This window comes from Maribacter sp. UBA3344, from assembly GCF_002362375.1.
In the GTDB taxonomy this organism is placed as follows: domain Bacteria; phylum Bacteroidota; class Bacteroidia; order Flavobacteriales; family Flavobacteriaceae; genus Maribacter; species Maribacter dokdonensis.
This window is the reverse complement of sequence record NZ_DERI01000030.1, coordinates 145,560-158,745: the sequence shown is the minus strand read 5'-3', so window position 1 is coordinate 158,745 and position 13,186 is coordinate 145,560. Positions and strand designations below refer to the sequence as shown.

The window sequence follows — 13,186 nt, the reverse complement described above, 5'->3', positions numbered from 1 at the left end:
AGCCTAAAAAAATAATAATTATTTCAATTGAAATTCTGAAGAAGTGATCAATCGTTCATCTTCGAAGACGTTTAAGGTATAATTACCTTCCATTAAAGAGCCTTCGGGTATGGTTATAGATTCACATAACGCCTGGTCTATACCTTGAAAAACAAACTCTACCCTCTTACTATATACATTACCGTTTACTGTAATTGTATTGGCATTGTCCTCTATGATCTGTTTATTAGGATCTAAAAATTGTAAGTAGATAATTTTTTCATTTCCAGCTTCGCTTTCATCTGCCAATACAGTAACACAACCTCTTAATTTTTCTATGATCGAAGCCTTGTTTGTTTTAGTTGGCCTTATACCTCTTATCAATCTAAAACCACTACCTTCAGCATTTGCCATTTTTAGGTAACTTTTGGTTTTTAGTTTTTGATTTAGCTCCAATATCTTTCTTCTCTGCAAAGCTTCTGCCTCTGCCAATGAATTACTGTTCGCCCTTAAGTTTTCAATTTGCTTGCGAGACTCATCATATTTATCTGTAAGCAACATGTTATTGTAACGAAGAAAATTATTCTTTAAAATTAAACTATCATTCTTAGACTCTAGTCTACGTAGCTCTGTTTTAAATTCTCTTAATCTTTGCACCGTAAAATTTAATCTTCCCACAGAATCCAAAAGTTCTTGAACCTTGAATTTAGAGTCTTGCAACTCTATTTCATTCATTTCGCTCTTTGCGGACAAACGATCCACATCTGCTTTCATAATGGTAAGATCTCTTACCAAAATTGCTTTTTCCTGCTCTAAAAAGTCTATTTGGGCGTTAGACTGGGCGTAACTATAGTAGAATGCAATTAACAATGCTATAATTACGGCAGCAAATGCAGCAAGCATTATTTTATAATTGAATTTGTTATCTTGAGTGTCCATTTAAAAAGTGGGCTGTAGGTTAAGTAATCTGTAAGGTTTGATGCAAAACAGAATTTCAAATATACTAAAGGATGTTACCAACATACTGTTACCCATATCATGTTTTGGATGTAATGCACGATTATATAGAGGAGAGGTTCTTCTCTGTACATCTTGCCGACATCAATTACCGCTTACCGAGTATACTTTTAACGAAGAAAATGCCGTTGACCGTATTTTTTATGGACGAATTAACATAAAAAAAGCAAATTCATTCTTATTCTTTACCGAAATTGGAATTGTTAAAAACCTAATACATTTGTTGAAATACAGAAATCAAGAGGGTATTGGCAGATTTTTAGGTGATTGGCATGGCCAAATCTTAAAAGAACAAGGAGATTTATTACAAATAGATTATGTAATTCCGGTACCGTTGCACCGTAAAAAATTAAAAAAACGGGGTTATAATCAAGTAGCACTTTTTGCCAAAAAAATTGCTACTCATATTGGCGCTGATTATACTGACGACATGCTGATAAAAACGGCAAATACTAAAACACAGACAAAGAAAAACAGATTAAGCAGATGGTATGACAACAGATCTTTATACGAGATAAAAAATCATGAGCTTTTAATCAATAAAAATATATTATTGGTTGACGATGTAATTACAACTGGCGCAACCATGGAAATTTGTGCCAACACGTTTAAAGATATAGAAGGAGTAAACATTTATGTCACAAGTATGGCAGTTGTTCCTTAGAACTAGTTTTCTAAAAATATGTTGTTTCTTTGCGGTCGATAAATACACTAATGAGCAGAAAAATTTTAGGTTTCATATTTGTTTTCATCATCATATTGGTGTCCTACCAATGTGCGCAACGCGGAAACCCTACCGGAGGACCAAAAGATATTACAGCCCCTGAACTTACCAGAGCAGAACCGCCTAATATGACCACCAATTTCAAGGGTCAAAAAATTAGACTTTATTTTAATGAATTGGTGAAGTTGAAAGATATTCAAAAACAACTTATTATATCGCCTCCGTTAAAAAACTCACCGGTACTCTCCCCTATAGGTAATGCGAATAAATATGTAGAAATTACCATAAAAGATACCCTTGCCCCAAATACCACCTATACGTTAAATTTTGGTCAAGGTATTGTGGACAATAACGAAGAAAACCCTAAATCTTTTTTTACCTATGTTTTCTCAACTGGTGACTACATTGATTCATTAGAGCTTAAAGGAGTGGTAAAAGACGCTTTCAACAAAAAACCTGATGACTTTATTAGCGTAATGCTATACAAAATTGACACTAGTTATACTGACTCCACCATTTATAAGAGACCTCCAAACTACATTACCAATACACTTGATAGCGCTATCATTTTTAAGCTCAATAATTTAAAGGAAGGAAAGTATGCCTTATTTGGAGTAAAAGACGCTGCCAACAACAATCTATTTGATCAAAAAACAGATAAAATAGCGTTTGTAAAGGATACGATCAATTTACCTACAGATTCTATTTATTTACTAACGTTATTTAAGGAAATACCTGATTATAGTGTTGCAGTACCTACAATGGAAGCAAGTAATAAAATTAGTTTCGGGTATTATGGTGAAGGCTCTGATATTAGCATTAATACTTTAACGGAAATACCAGATACCGTTAAGACCATAATAACCAAAGAAAGGGATAAAGACACTTTAAATTTTTGGTTTACCCCTTACGAGATGGACTCCCTAATTTTTACTTTAACAAATGAAAAATTAAAGGTTAGAGACACTTTTAAGGTAAAGAGTAGAAAAGTAGCATTCGATTCTTTGAAAATTTCCATGAGCCAGAATGGTACTATAGAATTTGACAAACCTATTAATCTATTAAGTAATACGCCATTAATACGTTTTGATAGTACCAAAATAAAATTAATGGATAAAGACTCCATTGAAATTGCCGTTAATGTAAAACTGGACTCATTAAGAAATTTGTTGAACTTTGATTTTAAAATTGATCCAGATCAAAACTATAGAATGGAATTGATACCCGGGGCGGTTACAGATTTCTTTGAAACCACAAATGACTCTGTCGCATTTTCATTTAAAACAAAGAGTCTTGCCGATTATGGCAATCTAACCCTTAATTTAAACGGCAATTCAATTGTTTACCCCATAATTGTGCAGCTTACCAATGAAAAGGGCGAATTACAGCGAGAGATTTATGCTACAGAACCACAAGTTTATACTTTTGATAACTTAAACCCTGGCAAATATCAAGCCCGTGTTATTTTCGATTTAAACGGTAATGGCAAATGGGATACGGGAAATCTATTGAAAAAAATACAGCCAGAAAAAATTAGTTATTACCCTGCATTAATTGAGTTAAGGGCGAATTGGGAAAAAATTGAAACTTTTAATTTAATAGACTAAACTCATCTCTATCATCTAAAAACCTTAGCTTATTCTTGATCTTATCAACTTTGGACTTTTCAACTTTTACTATTTTGATTTCCTCTTCTTTAGTAAAAACTTGAAGTTCACCTAATGGATCATAAATACTAGAGTGACCAGGGTATTGGTGCCCCAAACTATCAGTACCAATACGGTTAACCCCTATACAATACACCATATTCTCTATAGCTCTTGCTTTTAACAGAGCATCCCAAGCTGCAATTCGTTTACCCGGCCAATTTGCCGCATACAGTAGCATATCAAAGTTTTGGGTATTTCTGCTCCAAACAGGAAAACGAAGATCATAACATATTAATGGACAAATGGAAAAACCCTTGTACTCAACAATCAACCTTTCGGTACCCGCTGAATATTTTTCATTTTCACCAGCCAATGTAAACGTGTGTCTTTTGTCATAAGACTCAAAATTACCCTCTGGTTTTACAAAGAAAAGCCTGTTGTAATAGCTGCTATCTTCCTCAAAAACAATACTTCCTACAATGGCACAATTTTTAATTGATGCCATTTCTTGCATCCAACGCACTGTTATTGAACCTTCTTCTTTTCTAATATTACTTGGAGACATGGTAAAGCCCGTTGAAAACATTTCTGGGAGGACTATAAGATCTACTTGCTCGGTAATTTGTTCAAATTTATCACTGAACATTTGTCTATTTACAGCAGGGTTTTCCCAATGTAGCAATGATTGAACCAATGCGATTTTCAAACTATCTTTTTTATCCTCCATAAATTATTCCAGCATATCAACAAAGGCGGTCAATCCTTGTGTTTTAGCATGATCTAATGCAGTATTACCTCTATTGTCCTTAATTGTTTTATCTGCTCCATTGGCTATTAACAGTTTTGCAATCTCTAACCTATTAAATTGTGCTGCGTAAATAAGACATGTTGCGCCCATTGCATTTCGTCCATTCAATTCTGATTTCTTCTCAATTAATAATTTTGCAATATCAGTAAAACCTTTAAAACAAACACCCATTAATGCCGTATTACCAGAAGCATCTACAGCATCTATTTTCGCTCCCTTTTCCAATAGCAACTTAGCTATTTCCATTTCATCATAATAGGTAGCCAATATTAATGGCGTAGAACCTCTTGTATCTTTACTATTTACTAGCACCGGGTTTTTATCCAACATTGACCTAACCTCATTAATACTTCCTTCCCTTATGGCCTTAAAAAAAAACTCGTTCATAACTTTTAACTTTTTTCAATTCATTAAAACAATAGTTCATCAAAATTTGATGTAATTTCTTACTGAACAACTATTTTTTCCTACTTTAATGGAAATACGTACCTTTAAATCTAAATTAACATCTTTTGAAAACATTAGCCGTTGACTTTCTTGTAAAAGAGTCCCCCAATGCAATTGCTATCGTGGATACTAAGTTAAACTATATTAGCTATTCTAACCAATGGCTAAGTGATTTTAGTTTACATGAATCCAATTTGACCAATAAACACATTTTTGAAGTCACCCTAGAAACTCCCCAATCTTTTAAAGCAGCTCTTAAAAACGCTTTAAAGGGGGAAGAAAATATCAATGAAGAAGAGAGATTTGTTTTACCCAACGGTGAAATTAAATGGTTAAAATGGAAAATTCTGCCTATTGAGAATGATGTGGGCAAGATTGACTGTGTGGTTATTTTTTTAGATGATATAACCATCTACAAGAAAGAAATAGAATTATTACATAAAGCGGAAGAAGTTGCCCGTATTGGTTGTTGGGAGCTTGATCTTAAAACAAGTATGGTTTATTGGACCAAAACAACTAAAGATATACATGAGGTTAATGAAGATTTTGAACCTAACCTTGAAGACGGTATCAACTTTTACAAAAAAGGAATTCATAGAGAAAATATTACCAATTTAGTTAGTACCGCTATAGCCGAAGGCAAATCTTTTGATACAGAGCTGATAATTGTAACAGCTACCGGCAAAGAAGTTTGGGTCTGCGCAAAAGGTGAGGTGGAAATGCTAAATGGAAAGGCCGTAAAACTTGTAGGTACATTTCAAGATATTGATGAGCGTAAAAAAATGCAGTTGGCACATGAAGAAATTACGGAAAGACTTAAAATAACAACGGAAACTGCCCAAATTGGCATATGGGATTATGATTTAGTAAATAATGAGTTAACCTGGGACAAGGAGATGTACCGCATTTTCGATGTAAACGAAAATGAATTTTCTGGCGTATTTGAAGCTTGGTCCAATACTATTCACCAAGATGATAAGAAAAGAATATTAATAGCTACACAAAAGGCCATAGAAGGCACTAAAGACTTTGATGAAGAATTTAGAATTAAGCTTAATGATGGCTCGTTACGATATATAAAAGGCTTATCTAAAACCATAAAAGACATTAATGGAAAGCCAATTAAAATGACTGGTGCAAATTGGGACATTTCAGAGCTAAGGAGTGCAGAGTTAAAACTTGCCAGAAGTACTAAGTCATTTTCAGAAACCTTTGAACACTCTGCAATTGGTATGGCTTTGGTTAACCCAGATCTTAGATGGTTAAAAATAAATAAAAGTTTATCTTATAGCTTAGGATACTCTGAAAGTGAGCTTTTAAAAATGAAAGCCACAGATATTACGCACCCAGAAGATTTGACTGACAGCCAACTGTTCAAAACCAAGGTATTTAATGGATCTAATAAGAATCTACACCTACAAAAAAGATATTTTCACAAAAATGGAAATATAGTACACGCCATTATAGGTGTTACACCTGTTTTTGACTACGATGATAAACCAAGTCATGCCATAGTCCAATTTTTGGATATTACCAAAAGAATTGAATCGCAAAAGAAACTTGAAAGCCTTGTTGAAGTTACTAAAAGTCAAAACGAAAGTCTTACCAATTTTGCCCATATCGTTTCACACAATTTAAGGTCACATTCAACAAATATGACCATGCTTACCAAGTTCTTAAATGAAGAAGAAGATGAAGACGAGCGTAAAAACTTGAATAGAATGATTACCAGCGCCACAGAAAGCCTATCTGAAACCATTGCCCATTTAAACGACGTGGTACAGGTGAAGACCGGGGCGCTTGAAAAATTACAAAGCATTAGTGTTCTCAACACCATTAACCAAATTACAAAAAGCATAAACGGTATACTTGAAGAACATAGTGCTATATTAAAAATAGATGTTTCAAAGACCCATTTTGTAAGTGCCGTACCTGCCTACCTAGAAAGTATATTTTTAAACATTCTTACAAATGCCCTTAAATACAGGTCTGCGGAACGCACACCGGTTATTGAAATTAAATCAAGAACTAAAAAAGACAAAGTACTCATTACCTTTACCGATAACGGTCAAGGAATAGATTTAAATAGACATGGAGATAAAATTTTTGGTATGTACAAAACCTTTCATAAGCATAAAGATGCAAAAGGAATTGGTTTGTTCATTACTAAAAACCAAATTGAATCTATGAACGGCACTATAAATATTGAAAGTGTTGTAGACAAAGGTACAACCATGTTCATTGAACTGAACCAAGGATAATTAAGATATTATGAAAAAAGTTGAGTTATGCTGTATTATAGATGATGATCCTATATTTGTATATGGCACCAAAAGAATCATAAAAGAAGTAGATTTCGCAGAAAACGTAATAGTCTACTCCAACGGTCAAGACGCTCTTGACGGTTTAAAGAAAACATGTTTGGCAGACGAACCTTTGCCAGATGTAATCTTTTTAGATTTAAATATGCCTGTTTTGAATGGATGGGAATTTTTAGATGAGTTTAAACTCTGCAAAAGTAAAAAATCAAAGAAAATCTTGATTTACATCATTAGTTCATCAGTAGACCCTAGAGATCTTGAAAGAGTAAAAGACTACGAACAAGTAGATACTTACATATTAAAACCAATTACGCCAGATGATCTTTCTAAAATTTTAGGTGCAACAGTGGAAAGCTAATTTGTACTAATTTATTTAAATTTAATTGTTAATAATTTGGGTGAACTTTAATTTCTCCAAAGAAAATTCACCCAGTTATTTACATAACTTAGTCATTAACAATTATTTATATTTAAAACCTTAAATCTAATATTAGATTTATTATTGAACCATTTTAAATGAGCGTAATTTCAAGTTGTTGTATTATTGATGACGACGAGTTTTTCTCCGTAAGCACAAAGACCACCTTAAAGCACTATGATTTCTGTGATAATATCTTATACTACTCAGAAGGTCAAGAAGCTATTGATGGTTTGGTGGGATTATTAGTGGAAAATATAACTTTGCCCGATGTTATTTTTTTAGATTTAAATATGCCAAATAGAGACGGCTGGTCGTTTTTAGAAGAATTTGAGGCATTACCAATGGATAAAATCGGCCATATCAAAATATATATTACCAGCTCTTTTATTAGCCCAAGTTTTATGGAAAAGGCCAAGAAATATAAATTAGTAAAAGATTACCTAGTTAAACCCTTAACAGAAGATGCTATTAAAAAAATCATAGCCTCTAATGATGACGTTTAAATTTATCGTGCACCAGGTGTAAAATTCATTGGAGCATTTTGAGGTTCATTTATTGTGCCATTTAAACCGGTGTCATTATAAATCATCCACTCATTTACATTAAAAACCGTATTACCCATTATAACTTCTTCTTTTCTTAGGGCTTTACCGTCTTCAAATTCATGATCGGTATTACTACCATCTTCACCTATAATACCAAATATATCTATTATACTTCCAAATGGATCCACAAGTACAATATTATCATCACCATTTGAATCTGCAGGAGAGTTGGTACCTACCGCAAGATCCGGAGCAAAACCGTAAACGTTTTCAAACTCGTCTGCGTTTGGCGAGATAACCAGAAAATTGTTGCCCTCTATAGTTAAACCTGACAAGTCTATTATTGAGCTTACCTCCAAACTATTGTTCGTGTACCGTTGTAAAGTCCAACCTTTTAATGACAAACTTTCACTAGAGGAATTATAGAGTTCAATAAAACGGGCTCCAGAATTATTATCAGGATCGGCAATTTCCGATATGAGTAAAAATTCTGAAGTAAATTCATCAACAAAATCTTCACAACGGTCTTTGTCAAATTTTACATCATTTAAATCTCTAATTATAAGCTGAAACTCATTGTCATTATAAGTTAAAACCCCAGTTACCGACCCCATTCTATCCGAAAGTATTTCCGGCTGAAAATCTGCATAACCACTATTGTTCAAAGACAATTCATTATCATTACAATCAATTAGGGTTCTTATGGTTTCCTCTTCTTCAACAGCAAATGGCTTCCCTAATTCATTTTCTTCAAATTCAACATCATCAATCATAATTAATGTATTGATCATCGTCATATTTAGATCTTGTATCGTTGTTTTTAAAGGCTGAATACCAAAATTGTCATCACACGTAGTTAGAACGTGTTCAAAAACTTGATTTTTAGGTAATCTACCTACACTTCTATTCCCAAAAGAAGTAAATACACCACCTACTTTGTAAACACCATTAGATTCACCTAGATACAGGTTTTTTAATTTGATGACTATTTTTTGCCCAACATCAAAGAACAAATGTGAATCCCTTAATTCTAATTCAATTTGCAACCCCTCAGTAGGCTCGGCAGGTTTATCTTGAAAATGTATTACATTAAAGAAATTACCTTTTTTATCTGAAGAAACTACATAGCCATATATTGCCAAATCTTCATGAATTTGAACAGTTTCTCCGGCATAAAGACTTTTTAGATCGCTTATTTCAATAGTTTCAATTTGCGTATCCAAACAATTAGTATCAAGTATTTCAAAATCTCTATCTTTTACACAAGACATAATTACCAGCAAACAACTGCAACTTATTATTATAAAAAATCGGTGTTTAATAATCATCTATAACCCTTTATTAAAAACTAAAAGCAAAATTTAAAAAATAAGTTCTACCGAATCCGTACCAATATTTTGGCGCAAAAGACGGACTACCACTTAAATTATCTTGCTTTAACTGACCAAAATTTCCATTTCTACTTTGTTCATAACCACCAGTTCTAAAACTGGTGTCAAAAACATTGTTCACACTGGCAAAAACACTTACATATTTTCCATTTTTTAACCATGACTTGCCACCTACCAAGTTCAACAAATAAAAATCATCTAATGATTTTTGTTTTAATAGCTGTTGCACATTCTCGTCTGTTGCATCAGGAAACCTAACCTGTGTTTCTGGGTCTATTAGAAAACTTTGTGTTCTGGTAATCGTAGAAATATTTGCATAATTGTTAGCTAAATAATTAGCGGTCATAGCCACCCACCAATATTTTGGATCTCTATACTCAATGCCTGCAGCCATTGCTTTTTGTGGACCTTGAGCCAATTTATATCCTTTTATTTTTGACTGCCCCAGGAACTTTGTACCAGATATATCTATAAGGTCTTCCCTTGCCCCGGCCGTATCGAAATTTATAGTTACAAATGGGTCACTAGCATACAAATGCTTAGCGACAGATCCTACCAATGATAGTTTAACCGCACTTGATAATTGATACTCTAGACCTAATTCTACACCTAAATGTAATTTATCCATATCTGTCAATACCTCTTGCACAAAATCTGATCCCAAGCCAGAATCAACAAAGAAAAAATTAACATCTGTAGTATTTTGAAAACGGGTATAAAAACCAGTTAACCTGCCAGTTAGTTGTGGTAAACGTAGAAAGTAGTTAGCATCTATACTCGTGATTTTTTCATTTTGAATATTATGAACCGATTCATTACTTTCCCTAGGGTTTATAAAGACATTTTGAAGTACAGGTGCCTTATTTATATATGCTGCATTTGCCGCTACCCAGTGCCTACCGGTTATACTATAAGACGCACCACTCTTAAACGCCCAGTTGGAAAATCTGATTTTCTCACTGTTACCTAAAGAGTTATTAATAAAGCGTTCATTTTTAAACAGACCTTCTCGTTGATAGTCAACAATAGTATACTTGCCAGAGATAAACGACCTCAAACTTTTGAATTCAGTATTTAACTGTATAAACCCATCTATTTCATTTCCCTTTACATTATAGTTGTAGTTGAAAATATCTCCATTATTCTTATTTAATGCTGAAGACAAATCGTTTTTAGTCTCAGAGAATACGTCTATATCGTTATGATATTCCGCTCCGAGCAAATCAAAAATTTGAGCATAATTTCTTGAATTGAGCGATCTGTATGTCAAGCCCATATCTAACTTAAAATGAGCGTTCAACTCCAAATTCGAAGTCATTCTAGCTGTTAATTGATCATCTTTGGTTACATCATCATAAAGAACATATGCGGCCTCACCGTTCTGACCTATACTAGTATTTGCTGCATACAGCTTTTCCCAATCTAATTGTGGCTGACTTAAAAATCCATTTTTAGCCTCTATTGCACTTTCAAAATTAGCTCCTATGGGCGAATTCAAATAAAAACTAGGCAAATACCGATAATATGTAGGATCTGGATTAGGAGCATTAAAGTACCCTAAACGGCTTCTTGTATACTGCCCAGTTTGATATGCTAATCCAGCATTTAAACGAAATTTTTCAGATTCGTGATGATAATTTAATAAGAACAACGGTTCCCTTATATGGCGTTCTCTTGAATTTCTAATTTTACCATCTTGATATCCCCAATATGGATTATATTTATTTCCTTTTAATTTAAATACTTCCTCCGTTATTGCAGAAGAGCGCCCCCTTCTATTAGATGCAACAATTGCCGTAGTGGAAAATGAATTTTTATCGTTTAAAAAATATTCCATTGTTCCATAAAGGGAATAAGAATCATATAGAGTACCATTAATATACCCTTGCTTTGCCCATCTTCTTGAACCGGATATTATATATGCGAATTTCTCTTTCTCTACTCCAGAATTATAGGTAGCCATAAGTCTACCACTATAGGTTCTATTTGAAATAGAAGATGACAAACGAGTGCCCGCCCTTAATTTTGAAGGCCTTAAGTCTATATTGGTATTTCCCAATATTCCACCAAAGGTGACCTCTGAAGCTGTTAATCCATTAGAGTATTGTTGATTTCTAATTACGTCGTTTAGCCCGCCCCAATTATTCCATTGAGGTCTACCATCATACAATTTATTCATTGGCAGAGAGTTAAGGAAAACCTCTCCATATTGAGAGTCATAACCCCTTACCCTAAAAAACGCCTGACCAAAGTCAAACGCCGCCCTATTAAGAAAAACATCTTTTGTGGATTGTAGAAGTGCAAGTGCATTAGAATTCACTTCTTCATCTAAAAGTTCGTCATCTGTAATTGTTATAAGGTTTATTGATTTTTCTAAAGTTATATCTCGAATTAAAAAAATATCACCTAAATCAATATTTTCATCTTCTAAAATAACCGGAATACGCTTGATCGTATATTCTCCTGAAGAAATTTGCAGTATGTATTCTCCATTGTTGGAAAATGACAGTGAGAATTTACCTGATGCATTGGTTACCATCATAGTATCTTCCCCTTCCAAAAATACGGATACATTGGCAAGCACCATCTTACTTTCATTATCTTTTACCACACCTTGAACCGAAAAAGTGTTTTGAGCCCTAAGGCCGATAATTATAAAAAACAGTAATAAAAATAATGTATGCTTAACCATTAGACAGCTTAATGCCTTATTTATAAGTCATTAAGATACTGTTTAAGAAATAATTAACGTGAAAAATCCGTATACTCGTTGATATTTAAGACCAAATACATTCAACAATGCGCTTTTTTCAGTCAATATTCTTTTTTCTAACCTTATTCTCATTTGCCCAAGAGCCAGAGACATATCAAATAAGGACTATTGCATTTTATAATCTAGAAAATTTATTTGATACTAAAAATGATTCTTTAGTCTACGATGACGATAGAACCCCAGATGGCAAAGATCATTGGACACCACTACGCTATACACACAAGATAGAACACATGGCTAAGGTATTATCCGAAATAGGTTCAAAAGAAAACAAGACGGCTCCAGATATTATTGGAGTTTGCGAGGTAGAAAATTTAGGTGTTTTAGAAGATTTAGTTCATCACGAATTCTTATCGGCTTTTAACTACGGAATTGTACATTTTGATTCACCAGACGAACGTGGAATAGATGTAGCCTTACTTTATAAGAAAGATGCTTTTGTTCCGGTCAATTTTAATAGTCATAGGTTATTGTTATTTAAATTAGATGGCAAACGAGATTATACGAGAGATCAATTAATTGTCGAAGGTCTTCTGGATAATGAGCAAATTTACTTTATGGTAAACCATTGGCCTTCTAGAAGTGGTGGCGAAGCCAGAAGTAGACCTTTTAGAGTGGAAGCGGCTAAATTGAACAAAAGAATTATTGATTCTGTCAGAAGATTTAATACTCATGCAAAAATTATAAGCATGGGCGATTTTAACGATGACCCTATTGACCCAAGTTTTAAAAAAGTACTGAAAGTTGAAAAAAACTCCAAAAAGCTGGATTCCACAAGCCTTTATGGACCTATGGAAAAGCTTTATAGAAAAGGAAGGGGCTCACTGGCTTATAGGGACAAATGGAATTTGTTCGATCAGTTTTATATGACCTCTAGTTTAATCAATAATCCAAATGAGGGCTACAGATATTGGAAAACCGGCATATTTACTCCGCCTTACTTACTGGACCCTAAAGGAAGGTACAAGGGATATCCATTACGAACGTATGCCGGTGGTAGTTATATTGGCGGGTACAGTGACCATTTTCCAGTTTATCTCCACCTCATTAAAAAAGTAAATCCATAAATAAGAACCAAAATGAATCACATTTTGGTTCTTTAATCGTCAAC

The 13,186-nt window shown here is 33.6% G+C and carries 11 protein-coding genes; 6 read left to right on the top strand and 5 right to left on the bottom strand.

Annotation, left to right across the window (positions count from 1 at the left end; all coding sequences use genetic code 11):
* Positions 1-18 precede the first annotated feature (18 nt).
* Positions 19-918 (bottom strand): hypothetical protein, encoded by a 900-nt coding sequence (locus tag B2Z27_RS18710; RefSeq protein ID WP_286814817.1) that lies wholly within the window; start codon positions 916-918, stop codon positions 19-21.
* A 40-nt stretch (positions 919-958) separates the two neighbouring features.
* Here B2Z27_RS18710 and B2Z27_RS18705 point away from each other — a divergent pair, with 40 nt between their 5' ends.
* Together B2Z27_RS18705 and B2Z27_RS18700 are read left to right on the top strand one after the other, a co-directional pair.
* Entirely contained in the window at positions 959-1,660 is a 702-nt protein-coding gene (locus tag B2Z27_RS18705) for a ComF family protein (RefSeq protein WP_286814816.1), read from the top strand.
* Between the two features lie 50 nt (positions 1,661-1,710).
* On the top strand, positions 1,711-3,327 hold the full coding sequence (locus tag B2Z27_RS18700) for an Ig-like domain-containing protein (RefSeq protein ID WP_286814815.1): 1,617 nt from the start codon (positions 1,711-1,713) through the stop codon (positions 3,325-3,327).
* Here B2Z27_RS18700 and B2Z27_RS18695 read toward each other — a convergent pair.
* Both B2Z27_RS18695 and B2Z27_RS18690 read right to left on the bottom strand, forming a co-directional pair.
* Complete coding sequence (locus B2Z27_RS18695; protein WP_286814813.1) at positions 3,311-4,096, bottom strand: nitrilase family protein; 786 nt, start codon at positions 4,094-4,096, stop codon at positions 3,311-3,313. The genes B2Z27_RS18700 and B2Z27_RS18695 overlap by 17 nt on opposite strands.
* Before the next feature lie 3 nt (positions 4,097-4,099).
* Positions 4,100-4,564: an ankyrin repeat domain-containing protein gene (locus tag B2Z27_RS18690; RefSeq protein ID WP_286814811.1), complete on the bottom strand. Its 465-nt coding sequence runs from the start codon at positions 4,562-4,564 to the stop codon at positions 4,100-4,102.
* A gap of 125 nt (positions 4,565-4,689) precedes the next feature.
* Between B2Z27_RS18690 and B2Z27_RS18685 the strand changes: the two genes are divergently transcribed.
* From B2Z27_RS18685 to B2Z27_RS18675, 3 genes are all read left to right on the top strand, one after another.
* Positions 4,690-6,885 (top strand): PAS domain-containing protein, encoded by a 2,196-nt coding sequence (locus B2Z27_RS18685; protein ID WP_286814810.1) that lies wholly within the window; start codon positions 4,690-4,692, stop codon positions 6,883-6,885.
* Between the two features lie 10 nt (positions 6,886-6,895).
* Positions 6,896-7,303: a response regulator gene (locus tag B2Z27_RS18680; protein ID WP_071340586.1), complete on the top strand. Its 408-nt coding sequence runs from the start codon at positions 6,896-6,898 to the stop codon at positions 7,301-7,303.
* Between the two features lie 158 nt (positions 7,304-7,461).
* Entirely contained in the window at positions 7,462-7,869 is a 408-nt protein-coding gene (locus B2Z27_RS18675) for a response regulator (protein ID WP_286814808.1), read from the top strand.
* Positions 7,870-7,871: 2 nt separating this feature from the next.
* Here the strand turns inward: B2Z27_RS18675 and B2Z27_RS18670 are convergent, their stop codons facing one another.
* A complete protein-coding gene (locus B2Z27_RS18670; protein WP_286814807.1) occupies positions 7,872-9,182 on the bottom strand; it encodes a DUF5689 domain-containing protein in 1,311 nt (436 codons plus the stop codon).
* 70 nt (positions 9,183-9,252) lie between these two features.
* Positions 9,253-11,994 (bottom strand): TonB-dependent receptor, encoded by a 2,742-nt coding sequence (locus B2Z27_RS18665; RefSeq protein WP_286814806.1) that lies wholly within the window; start codon positions 11,992-11,994, stop codon positions 9,253-9,255.
* Positions 11,995-12,101: 107 nt separating this feature from the next.
* Here B2Z27_RS18665 and B2Z27_RS18660 point away from each other — a divergent pair, with 107 nt between their 5' ends.
* Positions 12,102-13,142, top strand: coding sequence for an endonuclease/exonuclease/phosphatase family protein (locus B2Z27_RS18660; protein ID WP_286814805.1), 1,041 nt, complete (start codon positions 12,102-12,104; stop codon positions 13,140-13,142).
* Positions 13,143-13,186: the final 44 nt, after the last annotated feature.